Source organism: Wolbachia endosymbiont of Aedes aegypti, assembly GCF_021496215.1.
In the GTDB taxonomy this organism is placed as follows: domain Bacteria; phylum Pseudomonadota; class Alphaproteobacteria; order Rickettsiales; family Anaplasmataceae; genus Wolbachia; species Wolbachia pipientis.
Genome location: NZ_CP090902.1, coordinates 792,391 through 807,508, shown reverse-complemented (window position 1 = coordinate 807,508; position 15,118 = coordinate 792,391). Strand labels below are relative to the sequence as shown.

General features: G+C 36.0%; 12 protein-coding genes, 1 tRNA gene and 1 pseudogene. 5 read left to right on the top strand and 9 right to left on the bottom strand.

All coding sequences use genetic code 11. The features are described from left to right. Nucleotides 1-51 precede the first annotated feature (51 nt). Nucleotides 52-1,959 (top strand): excinuclease ABC subunit UvrB, encoded by a 1,908-nt coding sequence (gene uvrB / locus L0Z58_RS04130; RefSeq protein WP_010962873.1) that lies wholly within the window; start codon nt 52-54, stop codon nt 1,957-1,959. A gap of 201 nt (nt 1,960-2,160) precedes the next feature. On the opposite strand, the gene L0Z58_RS04125 is transcribed toward uvrB, so the two are convergent. From L0Z58_RS04125 to L0Z58_RS04090, 8 genes and pseudogenes are all read right to left on the bottom strand, one after another. After that, nucleotides 2,161-4,620 (bottom strand): hypothetical protein, encoded by a 2,460-nt coding sequence (locus L0Z58_RS04125; RefSeq protein ID WP_010962872.1) that lies wholly within the window; start codon nt 4,618-4,620, stop codon nt 2,161-2,163. Nucleotides 4,621-4,653: 33 nt separating this feature from the next. Continuing rightward, nucleotides 4,654-4,848 carry a hypothetical protein gene (locus L0Z58_RS04120; RefSeq protein WP_010962871.1) on the bottom strand — a complete coding sequence of 65 codons (195 nt, stop codon included), beginning with the start codon at nt 4,846-4,848 and terminating at the stop codon, nt 4,654-4,656. A gap of 233 nt (nt 4,849-5,081) precedes the next feature. Continuing rightward, nucleotides 5,082-6,509: a gas vesicle protein GvpG gene (locus L0Z58_RS04115; RefSeq protein WP_227738606.1), complete on the bottom strand. Its 1,428-nt coding sequence runs from the start codon at nt 6,507-6,509 to the stop codon at nt 5,082-5,084. A gap of 374 nt (nt 6,510-6,883) precedes the next feature. Next, a pseudogene (locus L0Z58_RS04110) lies at nt 6,884-7,613 on the bottom strand (hypothetical protein); the annotation flags it as partial. A gap of 116 nt (nt 7,614-7,729) precedes the next feature. Next, nucleotides 7,730-9,223, bottom strand: coding sequence for a DegQ family serine endoprotease (locus L0Z58_RS04105; protein ID WP_010962868.1), 1,494 nt, complete (start codon nt 9,221-9,223; stop codon nt 7,730-7,732). Nucleotides 9,224-9,226: 3 nt separating this feature from the next. Continuing rightward, nucleotides 9,227-10,099: a protease modulator HflC gene (hflC, locus tag L0Z58_RS04100; protein ID WP_010962867.1), complete on the bottom strand. Its 873-nt coding sequence runs from the start codon at nt 10,097-10,099 to the stop codon at nt 9,227-9,229. Between the two features lie 2 nt (nt 10,100-10,101). Then, nucleotides 10,102-11,136: an FtsH protease activity modulator HflK gene (hflK, locus tag L0Z58_RS04095; protein ID WP_010962866.1), complete on the bottom strand. Its 1,035-nt coding sequence runs from the start codon at nt 11,134-11,136 to the stop codon at nt 10,102-10,104. A gap of 82 nt (nt 11,137-11,218) precedes the next feature. Next, nucleotides 11,219-11,434 carry a hypothetical protein gene (locus L0Z58_RS04090; RefSeq protein ID WP_022626357.1) on the bottom strand — a complete coding sequence of 72 codons (216 nt, stop codon included), beginning with the start codon at nt 11,432-11,434 and terminating at the stop codon, nt 11,219-11,221. Nucleotides 11,435-11,589: 155 nt separating this feature from the next. Between L0Z58_RS04090 and walE1 the strand changes: the two genes are divergently transcribed. The 4 genes from walE1 to L0Z58_RS04070 all read left to right on the top strand — a co-directional run bounded on the left by walE1 (nt 11,590) and on the right by L0Z58_RS04070 (nt 14,549). Then, on the top strand, nt 11,590-13,113 hold the full coding sequence (gene walE1 / locus L0Z58_RS04085) for an actin bundler (protein WP_022626356.1): 1,524 nt from the start codon (nt 11,590-11,592) through the stop codon (nt 13,111-13,113). A 441-nt stretch (nt 13,114-13,554) separates the two neighbouring features. Continuing rightward, nucleotides 13,555-13,890, top strand: coding sequence for a divalent-cation tolerance protein CutA (gene cutA / locus L0Z58_RS04080; RefSeq protein WP_006279213.1), 336 nt, complete (start codon nt 13,555-13,557; stop codon nt 13,888-13,890). Beyond that, nucleotides 13,881-13,955, top strand: a tRNA-Gln gene (locus L0Z58_RS04075). Before cutA ends, L0Z58_RS04075 begins: the two co-directional genes overlap by 10 nt. Nucleotides 13,956-14,090: 135 nt before the next feature. Then, nucleotides 14,091-14,549 (top strand): hypothetical protein, encoded by a 459-nt coding sequence (locus tag L0Z58_RS04070; RefSeq protein ID WP_022626355.1) that lies wholly within the window; start codon nt 14,091-14,093, stop codon nt 14,547-14,549. Nucleotides 14,550-14,564: 15 nt separating this feature from the next. On the opposite strand, the gene L0Z58_RS04065 is transcribed toward L0Z58_RS04070, so the two are convergent. Beyond that, nucleotides 14,565-14,852, bottom strand: coding sequence for a hypothetical protein (locus L0Z58_RS04065; RefSeq protein WP_010962862.1), 288 nt, complete (start codon nt 14,850-14,852; stop codon nt 14,565-14,567). Nucleotides 14,853-15,118: the final 266 nt, after the last annotated feature.

The following is a 15,118-nucleotide window of genomic DNA, read 5'->3' as shown; positions in this document are numbered from 1 at the left end:
AAGCAATATAGTGTTCACTATGCAATGAATCAAAGATAGTAAGTAAAGTCTATGAAATTTCAAATCACTACACATTTTCAACCTGCTGGAGATCAACCGCAGGCAATCGATAGTTTAATTGCGGGGCTAAATAGCAATAAAAGAGACCAAGTTTTGCTTGGAGTTACTGGTTCTGGGAAAACTTTTACTATGGCAAATGTTATTGCAAGGACAAACAGGCCTGCATTAATTATGGCACACAATAAAACTTTAGCAGCACAGCTTTATGAGGAAATGAAAGGATTGTTTCCCCATAATGCTGTTGAATACTTCATTTCTTATTATGATTATTATCAACCTGAAGCCTATTTACCACAAACTGATACTTATATCGAAAAAGATTCTGCAATTAACGAAAGAATTGAGATGCTGCGTTATTCCACCGTCTGCTCCCTTTTGGAGCGCAGGGATACGATCGTAGTTGCCAGTGTTTCCTGCATATACGGTCTTGGTTCGCCTGAGAGCTACCGCAGCATGATCATACCGCTTAGTGTTGGAAATAAAATTCGTATTAATGATTTCCTGAGCAACTTAACTGATCTTCAATACAAGCGCTCTGATGCCAGGTTTGAGAGAGGATATTTCAGAGTGCGCGGCGATATTGTTGATATATTTCCTTCCCATTATGAAAATAAAGCTTGGCGTTTATCGTTATTTGGCGATGAAATAGAAGAAATTTCTGAAGTTGATGCTATAACGGGCAATGTTACCAAAGGCGTAAATAAAATCACCATTTTTCCAAATAGCTATTACATAACCCCGCGTGAGGCTTTGTTGCAGGCAATTGAACTAGTCAAAAAAGAGCTGCATGAACGCTTGGATTATTACTACTCGCAAAACAAGATTGTTGAAGCAAAGCGCCTCGAGCAACGCACTAATTTTGATATCGAAATGATGAGAACAACAGGAATATGTAAAGGTATTGAAAATTATTCGCGTTATCTCTATGGAATGGAAGCTGGGGATCCACCACCTACTTTGTTTGAATATTTACCTAAAGACGTAATTTTATTTGTTGATGAGAGTCATGTCACCGTTCCTCAGGTTGGTGCGATGTACAGTGGTAATGAGGCGCGTAAAAAGAAATTGATTGACTATGGCTTCAGGCTCCCTTCCGCTTTTGATAATCGTCCATTAAAATTTGAAGAGTGGGAGGGAGTTAGGCCGCAGACTGTTTACATTTCAGCCACTCCCGGAAAGTATGAGTTGGCAAAGACCAGTAATGTATTTATAGAGCAAGTTATCCGTCCAACAGGGCTTGCGGACCCAATCTGCATTGTAAAACCAATAGAGAGTCAAATTGATGATGTAATTCATGAGGCACAAGTGACAATAGGGAAGGGATTTTGTGTTTTAATCACTACATTGACGAAAAAAATGGCTGAAAATTTAGCTGAATATATGAGTGAAATGAATATGAGAGTGAGTTATTTGCATTCTGATATTGCTGCGCTGGAGAGAATAGAAATTATATACAAATTGAGATCTAAAGAAATCGATGTTTTAGTAGGTGTTAACTTGCTGAGGGAAGGTCTTGATATTCCAGAGTGTGGGTTGGTTGCAATTTTGGATGCTGATAAACAAGGATTTTTGCGATCGGAAACTTCATTAATTCAAACGATTGGTCGTGCTGCGCGTAATGCTGAAGGTAGAGTAATTTTGTATGCAGATAAAATCACTGGTTCTCTGGACCGTGCATTAAGAGAGACCGAAAGAAGAAGAAAAAAACAAGAAGAACATAATATATTGCACAATATTGTCCCAAAGACTATAATAAAACCTATATCAAACACCTTACAGGAGAGGGCAATAGCAGAACCGAAAGTAAATACTAATAAGGATGATTTGAGAAAGCAAATGATAGAGCATGCTGAAAATTTAGAATTTGAAGAAGCAGCAAGAATAAAAAAATTATTGTAAGGTTAAATAACACATGATGTAATGTGCATAGTATAAAAATGTAAATAATTTTATTGATATCTTTATATTAATACTTTTTAAACATTTAGTACCGCGCAATATCTGCAATGGATGAGAAAAACTAACACCAGTGCCTTTAGGGTCAGGGACTTTGCCCTAACCCTAATAAAACGCTTAGGTGGCTGAGAGCGGTGGATTAGATCAATTGCTTCTAAATTTTTTTATAGGAGAGTGCTGCTCGGCCTTAGTGGCATACAGGTCTGTGGATATTGTCAATTCTTCCATTCCCACACTCAACTCTAGAGTACGTTTTGGCGATCCTCCTCTAGTATTCTCACAATCCATAGACTCATAACCACTTGTTGTTGCCTCAGCTTTAGAGCTTACGTTTTCAGCATCAGTCGCCTCCGCTGAAGAGATACCGCTGTCTTTATTATCTTCGGACTTCATCTTTTCAGCTTTTGACGTACCTTTAGCAGGCCATTGCTCTTTCCTAAACGACTCTACTTCCGAACCATCATAACCACGGTTAATCCAGCATCCACCTTTGTCTTTTGTAATTGAAATATATTCTAATACGCTTTCATCGGGATAACAGGTTTTAATTGCTTTTTTAGGGGATAACCCATGTTCTTGCACCTGAAAATTTACCCATTTGTCCTTTTCAGATTTCACTGCCTTTTCGACGATGTTAATGTCGATATCTTTTATTTCTACTTTTCCCTCATGCTCCCGACTAAAAAGTTCTTTTAAGTTAAGTAAGGCACCACGACTTATATTAGCAACAACTGTTGTTTCTTGGTTTTTCTCACAATTAGAAAGAAATTGAAATGGAAACTCATTTAGATCATAGGCTTCTTCCTTATTGACACGATACTCTTCTTTCGTTTTATCTATTATCTCCTCTAAATACTCTTTTACATCAACACTATCATCAATTAAACTAGCAATCTTCCCATTTTTTACAATAAAGTTAGTATGAGGAGGATCCAAAGCATAATCATTTAAGTTAAACCAATAAAGCAATGCTTTAAACAACTTTTCTTCTTCCTTTTCCTTAGTAACTTGCTGTTTTTTAGGTTCCTCATTAGAAACCTCAGGATTTAAGAATGTTGAATCATCCCATGCTATAGGAGAAGAAATCGATGATGATCTACTCAAAGATAGCTGTGATTGATCATCAGTGGATTGACTTGAATCTATTTCCCCCGGCACCAACTGAAACAGCCCCCCTTTTCCTTCCTCTCTTTCTGATCCTTGCCTGAGAGGACTCTCTAACCCTTCACCACGACTTCGCTTGAGAAACTCCTGTGTCGGTGATGACAATTCAGTTAAGCCAGAACTTGGACCACCACTTGAAGAACCAGAATCCTTAAGTTGTGGAGGTGAATCATCAAGACCACTATCTCTGTCTCCTCTAGATTCAAAAAACCTAGCTCCAGTTTGTTCAAGCGGTGTTCTTGGTCGCTCTTCATGTGTAGGAGAATTGAGTGGAGAAGTTACCGTTGAGGAGGATCGACTCGAGCTACGTCTCTTAAAATTCTCAAGATCAACTGCAAATTCAAAACGTCCGTTTATTTGATTATATGCAATTGGAGACCCCATAATTTTAGGAAGTAACTGAGCAATCTGCTTATTAGAGAAAGCATAAACTGGCTCTTTACAATTAGCAAATTGTGGATTTGCAGTTTTGCCTCTAATATCACTTATACAATGAAAACCATTAAATATTCCTCCATTAATCTTTGATGCATCCCTAGAACTTAAAGATTTCAACTGACCATTCTCTTCTATAAAAGGTATAAGAGCAAAACTATGCCCATTCTTTATTTTGTTTTTGTTTGTAAAGTCATCATAATCATACCCGTCAACAAACTTTCCTGTCGCTTTAAGAATTAGTTCACTCAAAACATTTTTACAATTTTCAACTTTAAACTCTACGCTGCCTGGAGTTCTAAAATCAAGCGCTACTCGCCCTTTAACATATTCTGTTACACTCCTGACTACCTTATCACTCACATTTTTAATGTATAACATACCATCTTTATATTCATAAAAGTCTGAACTCTTAAGACCACACGCCTCTAATCTTGAGTTAAATTCACTGATATAAAGACTCTTCAATAGCTCAAAAATCCTCGAATTATACCTTTTTTCGAGGTACTCGTTGCTAAAAGCTATACAGTATAGATAAGGACTACCTATCGCTCCTGTTCCAACAATTCCATTGACCCATTCATATGCTTGTTCCTTCGTTATTCCTACTAATCCTTGTAGAAGTGCAGCCACTTTAGATCTCACAGCCCCCTCAAACTCATTAGCAAAATGAACCTTCAAGTTACGAATTACTCCATTATCTGTAGAATCTGCAAGCTTTACTTTCACTATGCCATTACCTAAATCCTCTTTATCAGGATTAGCATCTAGAACAAATGGAAAATAGTTTAAGTTATAATATTTACTTGCTAACTCAGTTCCATCACTGTAGTGCTGCTTTATTATCTCCTCTCCTATTCTTCGCAGATATTCTTTTGTATTAACACCACTAGCAAATAAACCAACAATCTTTTTACCTCCTACAGTAAAATTAGTGTTGACCTTATCAATACCATAATTATTTAAGTTAAATGCGTTAACTAGCCCTTTTGTAGAATTACTCATAACTCCCCCTACTAAAATTGTGATGAAACAACATTACTTACTTTTACCTTTACTACTGCCAGCACTAGTAGAGCTACTACTCTCCATTTGCGAGCCAGGCTTGCTACTTTCACGTCTCTGTCTTTCACGTGCCTCAAGCATTACCGGATTAGAACCGCTATACTTTTCATACCTGCTGCTTGGAGTAAACCCTTTATCGCTATCTTTTTTATCATTATTACTATACATATTGACCCCTAAGTAAAAATATTATGTGACTAGTGTACTAAAAATAAATTGTAGCGCAAGCACTTTTTTTATATTTTTTAGTATAAATTTTATTCGTCATTTTTATACTCCTGGATTCCAGCGTCACGCACTGGAATGACATGGTGAGGCGTCATCCAAGTAGCTGACGCTGGTTTCCATCCAAGAGGGTGTCATCCCAGTGCCCAGACACTGGGATCTAACTACCTTCACGATTATGTCTTTCCTACTGATTGACCTTCTACACATTTCTCAACTTTTACATCATTAGTCAATCCTCTTGGTGATTGAGCATCATTCACAGAACCTTCATTCTCAGCACCATTCCAAACACCTATTTTAAAATTGGCAAGTTCTTTTGCAAGTTCGGTGTAAAGGTTATCCGCTTTTTTCTTATTAACATTACCATTCAGACGGCTTGCTGCATAACTAGCAGACTCGTTTTTCTTCCCATTATCAAGCTTGTTTCCTTGTCCATTAGTGGGTGGCGTGGTTCCTCTTCCATTAACACTAGTATTCGCATCCCTTTCTCGGAAACCAATATTCTTTATTTTATTAAAATTAATTTTTATCCCACTTGCCACAGGCTTCTTGTCTGGAAGTTTCGGTGGACACACCTCTTTCTTCGGTTCAGGCTTCGCTTTTTTCTCTTCATTCACTTTTTCTGGTTTTTGTGAATTTTCATGATATTTTCTTTCAAGCTCAGCAAGACGCAATAGATGTTTCAAAGGACCTGACGCAATTTCAAGTTCTGGTTTGCTCAGAACAACCGGTCTTACAAATCCTGGTGAAATTTCAAAAAGGAAAACTGGCACTTTAGGTTTTTCTCTTTCATCCACTTTCATTTCTACGTTTTCGCAAACTTCTTTAGTTGCTTCTAATGATGTTTTTTCTGCTTTTTTATCTTCTTTTTCTGTAGATTCCTCTACCGCAGCCGCCAACTCAACTCCAAACATCTCTGCGAACATTGTAACAATCCATCCGACAACGGCCATTTGTAACCTGAGTTTCAGATCTTGCAATGCAGTTAATCTTTCTAACGCCCTTGCAAACTCTTCTTCTGATAACTCACCACTGCCTAATTTTTCCTGCAATTCTTTTATCTCTTTGTCCAACTTCTGATTGAAACTTAAATCGCGTGCAAAAATCTTCTTGATTAACTCCTTAAGCTTATCACACAAAAACTTCATTATCGCAGCAATCAGGTTTTTTTCTTTCTTCTCCTTGAGCATTTGGTAGATTTTCGGATCATCTACATCTACTTCAAAAAGGTTGAAGAGAGATTCAAAGAAATTCCAGAAATCTCCGAGTACTCTTCCTTTTTCACCAGTGAAGTAATCCTCATCATCACCTTCTCCGATATGTAGCTCTGCTTGAGATGATATTTCATCGATACAACTAGAAGCCTGACGCTCACACTCGAGCCTCCTGAGGAAATCTTGTCTGGTAAGCTCCTCTCTGGCTGCTTTTAGTTCATTTAGCTTCTGCTCTGCAGAGAAATCTTGCTCCCTGATTTTTCCTTGGAAGATTGAGCTACCGTTTCCGTTATTATCTGAAAAATTTTCCATTATTTTTGCCTCCTCAATAAAATTACTGCCTTTGTTGTTACCTGAAAAGCTTTCCACCATTTTTACTTCCTTCATAAAACTTAATTCTACAGTACTAAATATTTAAGAACTATTAATGTAAAGATGTCAATAAAATTATTTACATTTTTACACTATATATATATATTATATCATGTGCTATTTAACCTTTCAATAATATTTTTTATTTTTACTGCTTCTTCAAACTCTAGTATGCGCTTTTCTTAAATTATCCTTATTAATATTTGCTTTTGCCTCTATCCCACTTTTTCTTGTAAAGTATTTGATATAGATTTTATTATACTCTTTGGCATAACATTTGCAACATACTTTATCTATAAATGGAAATTATTATACTTGCAGCTAGACACAATTTGAAATAATTTACACTATAAAGTTAAGGAACGAGATCCCAGATACAAGTGTCTGGGCACTGGGATGACAGGAGGGGGGGTTGGAATGACACCAGTATGGTTATTAATTGAATAAATAACCTCCTTATTTTCAGAAATCATTGGCAAACAAATGTGATGCCATATGTTTTTTGGCTTAGATAAGAGGTGCCCAGTTAAGTCTTCCAGGTGGAGCCTATGCATCACAAGCACAATTACTCCTTTTTTTCTATCGTTGAGTCTCGTTACTAAAGTCTGATCGAACCAGTTTGTGGCACGTTTTCTAAATGTTTCACTCAAAGCTTGAGCAGGGTTAAGCGGATCATCCACAATAATAGAGTCACCACCTTCACCGGTTAATGTTCCTCCAACTGATGTTGCGATTCTGTATCCTCTCTGCACTGTTTGGAATTTATATTTAGTGTTCTGGTCTTTGGATAGTTCTACCTCTGGAAATAGTTCTTTATACCAATCAGATTGCATTATGCACCTGGTATCAAGCGAATGTTTTTCACTAAGCAACTTAGAATAACTTGCAACTATTATTCTTGCAGTTGCCCAGTATCCATGCGGGCCACGCAACACTCATACATATGGACTTCATTGAACGCGGAGGCATATTGAATATTATGCGCCTTACTTCGCCAGCATTTGCTGCTTCCAGCCTTTCTGCTATGACTTTTATGTACTGATAATCATTATACTCACATCCCGGCACCACTGTTTGAAAGCACAGTTCAATGAATTTTAGAAAATTTATATTATCCATATGTGTATTTTAGTGAATGGAATGTAGACTTTAATAGTTTTGATTTGTCTTGTAAGATTGAGGTGTTACAGTGACAGGCTTACAATGCTGCTAATTTAGTAAATAACCTACGAGTGCTATTTCTTCAACTTTATCGAAGTAAAGAATTGATTTCCATTGCGGTAAATGAGCAACATTATTGAATCTTTACCGTTTTTCTTTACTGCTGAATCAACTTGTTTTTGAAAATCATTAGTATTTTCTATATCGGTTCCATCTAATTGGATAATAATGTCTCCTTTTTTAATACCACGCAACGTGGCATTACTGTTACTATCTACATTGGTAACTATCACACCTTTTGTAGGTACATTATTTTTACTTTCTTTTGATTCTTTTGGCAGATTTGAAACAGTTAAACCGGTTACATAATCAGATGTTGATTTATTTTCTTCTTGATTGTTATCTTGGCCATCATTTGTAGATTCTCCGATCACAACTTTAATATTAACCTCTTTGCTCTTTCTAAGTAACTTAACTTGCACTTTTTTCTCAGGTCCAGCTCTTGAAACCATTTGAGGTAATTGTGTCATTCTATCGATTTTTTTACCGTCAAATTCTAATAATATATCACCTACTTTAATCCCACCTTTTTCTGCAGGACTATCCTTTACTATACTTGCAACCAATGCGCCTTTTATATCTTTTAAACCCAAGGACTCAGCAAATTCTTTCGTTATAGGCTGAACTTGCACACCAAGCCAACCATGTTTTATTTTTTTGCCACTTTTTAATGTGTCAATAATTGACATAGCTAAATTAGATGGTATGGCAAAACCTATACCCACGTTGCCGCCAGACTCAGATGGAGAATAGATAGCAGTATTAATACCTATAACTTTTCCATTTAAATCAAATAACGGTCCTCCAGAATTACCCCTATTAATTGCAGCATCAGTTTGAATAAATTCATTCATAGTGCCAATACTAATGTCCCTGGACCTTGCAGATATAATTCCTGTGCTTACAGAGCCACCCAAACCAAATGGGTTACCTATTGCCATAACCGTATCACCAACCCTTGCTTTATCAGAATCACCAAATGCAACAGAAGAAAGATCTTTATCAGAATTAATCTTAAGCACAGCAAGATCAGTTCTTGCATCATAGCCTAAAACTTCTGCTTTGAAATAAGTATTATCGTTCATAGTAACTGTGATATCTTTGGCGTTTTTAATAACGTGATAATTGGTTACTATAGTTCCACCTTTATCTATAATAAACCCAGAACCAAGCAACACCACCTCTTTGTTAACACTAGGGCCCCTATCCATAAAAAACTGATCAAAATGCTCAAAAAACTCTCTAAAATCATCAAAAAAATTATTTCCTGGCATAGATGGAACTCTAGTTCTGCTGTTATTTTCTTGTTTGATGATTTGTTCGCTTGAAATATTTACAACCGCAGGAATGAGTTCTTCCACTAAATCGGCAAGTCCTTGATTACAGTTGCATGCAGTAGTGCTAGCATCAACGACCTTTTTTGCATTCCAATCAAACATATTAGCATACGAAGAAAACGCAATTAGAAAATATGCAAATATAGATAAAATAAATGCCTTACTTTTCATAGACTATTTCCACCCCTTATTTAAAATATCTAAAAAGTTATTGTTTGGTGAAAGTACAAATTTAGTATTATTTTCGGCAAATGATTTACTGTAAGCGCTCATAGAGCGATAAAAGTTAAAGAACTCTTCATCGACCTTAAATGCCTCATTATAAATTCTAGTTGCTTCAGCATAACCACGGCCCCTTATTTCGTACGATTCTTTTACTGCACTGGAGATAATTTCCCTTTTTAATTTATCAGCTTTTGATCTAACTTCCTGCCCAGCTTGCTCTCCTTCTGCTCTAATTTCTTTTGCTTCTTTTTCCCTTTCAGTTTGCATACGGCGAAATATTGCAGAACTATTTTCTTCTGGTAAGTCTGCTCTCTTAATTCTTACATCTATTATTTCTATGCCAAATTTTTCAGCTTCAGAATAAACTCCACGCTGAATCAATTGCATAACCTCTGATCTTTTTTCATTCAACAAGCTAATCAACGAAAATCTGCCTATATTTTCTCTTATGTGTGCTTCTATAACCGGATATAATCTTCTAACCAGACCTGATTCATTCCTCACAGCCTGGTAAAAAGTAACAGGATTTGTTATTTTATATTTTGCATACGCATCTACTATAATACGTTTTTGATCCGCTGTTATCACTTCCCTTGGGATCTTATCAGGACTTAAATCTAAAACTCTTTTATCAAGAAACTCTACACTATTTATGAATGGCAACTTAAAATATAAGCCACTTTCCCTAACATCCCTTACAACTTTACCGAGTTGTATAACTATCGCTTGCTTTGTTTCTTGCACAACAAATATTGAATTAAATAAAACAATCAATAAAACAACAAATACAGAAACAAAAACAATTTTAATATTACTACTCATGGTTATTTTCCTAAATTTGTAAGAGGTAAATAAGAAAACATACCTTTCAGATCATCAGTTACAACAACTTTGTCTACCTTACTGAAAATATTTTCCATAGTTTCAAGATAAATACGATTCTTAACGAGAGAAGGATTCTGTCTATATTCCTCATAAAGAGATAAAAAGCGATTTGCATTACCTTTTGCTTCATTTATTATTTCATTTTCATATGCTTGTGCATCTAATTTTATCTTTATCGCTTCACCCTTTGCTCGAGGTATAATATCATTATTATAAGCATATGCTTCGTTTATAGTACGCTCTTTGTCTGCACGAGCACTTTGTACATCTCTAAACGAACTGATTACTTTTTCTGGTGGATCAATTTTTTTCATTTGAACAGATAAAATCTCTATACCCATTTGGTATCCATCAAGAATCTGCTGCAATAGAATTCTAGTATCTCTAGAAATTTCTGGTCTGCCTTGACCAAGTGCAAAAGAGATCGTATTTTTACCTATTATTTCTCTCATGGCACTTTCAGCAGCATTTTTAACACTGAAACCGGGTTTGTAATCCCGCACTTTGAATAAATAGTCCTTAGCATCTCTAACGCGCCACTGAACCTCGAAGTTAACGTTGACTATATTTTCATCTCCAGTTAGCATCACGCCTTCACCGCGATCTGTATCTCGCCCATAAGAACTACTTACCCCAATTTCTTCACGATTTACTTCCTTAACGTTCACTTTAAAAACCTTGCCAATAGGGTAGGGGAAGTGATAACGCAAACCAGGTGTTTCTGTATTAGAATATTTACCAAAGGTAAGTTCTATACTTTCTTCACTAGGATGGACAATATAAAAGCCAGTGCAAGCATAGAACAGCAAAATAATGAAAATGATGAAATAAGGTTTTTTGCCCCTGTTTCTGGTTAATCCATTAAGAAAGAACCTTATATCAGATACAGCTTTACTTAAAATATCTTCATTATTAGGAGTTTTGTTCCCTACTGGTTTCTTTCCCAGATTCCAAGGATTATTATCATCAAACATAATGATTGATTCTATAATTAATACGCTAATATTACTTCTTTAATAAGAAAATGCAAACATAAATTGCTATTTTATTTACAAATTAATCATCAGGATGGAAAACATGATCGTACACTTCCTTTTCTCTATGTAATATGGTCGACTCTATGGAATTTTTTGGCTTTTTTTTGAATTCTTTGTTGTCACTCTTTAAGTGCACTACGTCTTTGTGAAAATGGGAATTATACCTAAATAGTAAAGCTATTATTATTAAAGTTATAACAGCCAAAAAGATGAGTGTTCTTTTTCTATACTTCATAAATGCTGCAGCTTCTTGACCTAATTTTCTATGTTACCACAAAACACGTCAAGCGAAATTATTTGAAGACAAATAAATACTGGCAATCAATTTAACACTAACTTAAGAATCAAGGAATACAATTATAATATATTTAATTAATAGTGAGGTTTAAAATGTTACATAATGAAAAAAATTCAAATTCTGTTGGAACTCAACAAAACCAACCAGAAGATAGTTTTGATTTGAATAAAACGATGCAAAATCTACCAAATTCAGATATTGCTAATGATCACAAGAAGCTAAAAGAAAGAATGACTGACCTGTTAAAAGGAGATACAGAATTCTCTAAGATGAAACAAGGAGATAAGATTCTTGTAGTAAGTACAGCAAGTGGATTATTTACGGCAGTACTACCACTTTTGGCAGTTGGTGCAACACTTGCTATACCGGGTGCTATAGTTGGTCTTGCTTTATATTTCGCTGTAAAAGTCGCTGTAAAAGCAGTTCAATCTGGATATAAAGGGCTCAAGTGGTCAGCAGAAAAAACAGTTGATGGGGCGAAATATACTGCTGGGAAAGTTAAGGACGCATCAACATACGCTGCCGGAAAAGTTAGAGATGGTGCTATGCATGTTAAAGATAAGGTGAAAGAAGGTTATGAACATTCAGTAGATTCACTGAAAAAAGGCGCTAGTTTTGTAGGCGAAGGAGTGGCAAATAAGTTCCATAAGGCATCTGGTGAGACGGACTATTTAGATAAGGTAAAAAGGTTTACTCCAGATGCAATTAAGAAATCTGACGAAATAAGAAATGATATGAAAGCAATTTTTGCTGATAAAGGAAATAATTCTGGGTTAGTGAAAAATATACTTTCTGGAATATCGTCAGAAATTGATTTAAAAATGGCAGAGAAGGCAAAATCAGGGGAGATTGAACATACTTCTGGATGGCAAGTACAGAAAGAATTCATTAATAATTTAAATGAAAAAAGCTTGCATAACTTGTTAACACAAAGGTCATTACCTAAAGGTAGTTATTTCATCGACAGTGTTTTCTCTGAACATCACGATGAAATTAAGAAGGTTATTAAAGAATGTAGAGAAAATCATTTGTACTCAAGCGTAAGCAATATGTTTGACAGAGCAGAGAAAAAAGCTAACAGGCCTTCTGTCAAAAGTTTAACTAGGTCTGTGTCATCATCATTCTCTTCACTGGGAAGAAAAGGCTCTGAACAATCTAACAGCTTGTCAAAAAGCAATTCACTAAATTCTATAGGAACTGAAAGTACTGCTACTGTCTCTGATTCAGATTCTCAGAACTTTGCAACAGTCCGTAGAAGCAATTCATCTAGTAGCTTAACTCCTAAGCTTACTCCAGTTGCTCCACCAGAACTACCTAGAAGCGCCTCATTGACTAACTTAAATGGACAAAGTTCTTTCAGTGAAGATGTTCTCAGTGATCCTATTGTGGAGCAAAACCTGGATAGTTTGAGTAACAGAACTCTCACTCACAGTAATTCTACTGATAGTGGAATGGGTTCTGGTTCTTCTACGCTAACAAGAAAACAAGTTCTTCCTTTAAAAGAAGAATTTGACAGAGAACTCGAAGAAAAGTTGGCAAAACGACTCGCATCTCTAGATCAACCTAGTGCAGAACCTGTCAACTCAAGAGCTACAGCAACTCCAGGAACAGTGTAATAAGTAAAACTTCTACCTTCTCCAAAAGGATGTTACTCAATGAGTAACGTCCTTTTTTTGTTTTTAAACTATAGAAAAATCCTAGATCCCAGCGGTATGCGTACAACCGTATGAACATTGTGATTTCTCTGCTAGGAAAGGTGTCATCCGAGTAGCTGACACTGGGATCCAGGAAAGTTTGCTTGTTTACAAGCAAACTAGCATAGGAAGTGGTTACAACGTTTTCGATGAGATTATATGGAAAACTGGATTCCAGTGTCAAGCACTGGAATGACATCACAGGGGCACTGGGATGACACCTTTACGTTTGAGGCAAACTAGCTATAACACTTAACATACTACCTTTGCAAACAAATGTTCATACAGTACGCGCTGGCGTTATTTTCTCTTGATGAATAAATCTCGGTAGAGTATAGTAGCAATGCATTTATGTAGCTACTAATGAATAATTTAGTTTTGGTTTATACAACTTTTTCAAATTTTGAGGAGGCTAAAACTGTTTCTGAAGAATTGTTAAACGAGAAATTAATTGTATGTGTAAATATATTTCCCGAAGTGAATTCTCTGTATTTATGGGAAGGTAAAATTAGTAATAGTTGTGAAGTAGTGGCAATTATGAAGAGCAGGAATGATCAAGTTGATAAAATTGTAGAAAAAATCGAAGCAATGCATTCTTATGATCAGCCAGCTATTGCTGTGATGCCCATAGAAAAAGCAAATAAATCTTTTACTAATTGGGCTAATAGTGTTATTGATGTAAGTAGTATTGGGGTGTAGCCAAGTGGTAAGGCAGCGGTTTTTGATACCGCCACGCGAAGGTTCGAATCCTTCCACCCCAGCCATATTGAAGTGGGTGTGAAATGATATCACTTTTCTATAAATTAAGATTATTGAATTATATATTAGGTAGTCTAAAAGATATAATTGTGAAACTGTTTCTCTTCACAATGTATCTTTACACATTCAGCATTGTGCTCATGTTTCTCAGCAATGGTTTTTGGTATGCTGTAGAATTTTGCTCTTTCAAAAATGCGTTTTACCGTTTGTTTCAATATTGCAAGTGGTATTATGAAAATAGGGAAGATCTCGGTTACGGAATTTCTATTCGAATATTAGTGGCGTTTCTTACTCCGCATTTTCTCTATAAATTATTACTTGGCACAGGCTGGAAGTCCTTTTTAAAGGAAAAGATAATACAGATACTCAACACAAGAAGAAAAAAGGGTAGTGAGTTCAGTAACAGTAGCAAACCAAGTGGCAGTAGTTATAGTGATAAGAATAATTACAGCAATAACAGTGGTAACAATGAGCGTCAAGCTCAAGATGCAAAGCGAAAAGTAAACATGATAAAGCAGCTATTAATCAAAGATATAGAGGCAACTATAGATAGGAGATTGAATTATATTTTTTTCGGTAAAAGGAGTAAACCTCATTAAGTATATAAAAAGGCTTTATCTAGTAAGGCTTTTTAAGGTTGGCTGTATTTTATTTTTTACGTATACCGGATCACAATCAGCCAATATACATGTGTGCACAAAATCTTGACTAAAGTCTGACAACCAAGAAATTGCCTTACGTTTTTCTACCAAGCTTTCTGTTTTTTTACAGTTACTTGCTGCATCAATCATTGCCTGCGCTATTACTGATTTCCACAGCAAATAATACCTTTGTATATCATCTGACGTACTATTTGTTTCATAGTGGTTAAAAAATTCTTTAAAATTGAAGTTGTTTGACATAATGATACCTCTTTGGATTGAAATTTGAAATGATTTGAGTTTATGTCGCCACAGCAGATTCCGCTAACAAGCAGCGGGATAACGAATTACTTAACCGTCATTACACCGTCATACCGCGATTCATTCGCGGTATCTCGCTAACAAGCAGCGGACCGTCATACCGCCGCGGCGCTAACAAGCAGCGGGATGACGGTTGTCAGGCCAGCGCCCCCATGATGTCATTCAAGTAGCTGACACTGGTTCCTTTATGACGGCAGTGCCCCTAT

Coding starts and splice junctions, on each gene's coding strand:
- hflC (WP_010962867.1), bottom strand. CDS start 10,099: ATGAGTAGTAATATTAAAATTGTTTTTGTTTCTGTATTTGTTGTTTTA.
- L0Z58_RS04120 (WP_010962871.1), bottom strand. CDS start 4,848: ATGTATAGTAATAATGATAAAAAAGATAGCGATAAAGGGTTTACTCCA.
- walE1 (WP_022626356.1), top strand. CDS start 11,590: ATGTTACATAATGAAAAAAATTCAAATTCTGTTGGAACTCAACAAAAC.
- L0Z58_RS04105 (WP_010962868.1), bottom strand. CDS start 9,223: ATGAAAAGTAAGGCATTTATTTTATCTATATTTGCATATTTTCTAATT.
- cutA (WP_006279213.1), top strand. CDS start 13,555: ATGAATAATTTAGTTTTGGTTTATACAACTTTTTCAAATTTTGAGGAG.
- L0Z58_RS04090 (WP_022626357.1), bottom strand. CDS start 11,434: ATGAAGTATAGAAAAAGAACACTCATCTTTTTGGCTGTTATAACTTTA.
- uvrB (WP_010962873.1), top strand. CDS start 52: ATGAAATTTCAAATCACTACACATTTTCAACCTGCTGGAGATCAACCG.
- L0Z58_RS04065 (WP_010962862.1), bottom strand. CDS start 14,852: ATGTCAAACAACTTCAATTTTAAAGAATTTTTTAACCACTATGAAACA.
- hflK (WP_010962866.1), bottom strand. CDS start 11,136: ATGTTTGATGATAATAATCCTTGGAATCTGGGAAAGAAACCAGTAGGG.
- L0Z58_RS04115 (WP_227738606.1), bottom strand. CDS start 6,509: ATGAAGGAAGTAAAAATGGTGGAAAGCTTTTCAGGTAACAACAAAGGC.
- L0Z58_RS04070 (WP_022626355.1), top strand. CDS start 14,091: ATGTTTCTCAGCAATGGTTTTTGGTATGCTGTAGAATTTTGCTCTTTC.
- L0Z58_RS04125 (WP_010962872.1), bottom strand. CDS start 4,620: ATGAGTAATTCTACAAAAGGGCTAGTTAACGCATTTAACTTAAATAAT.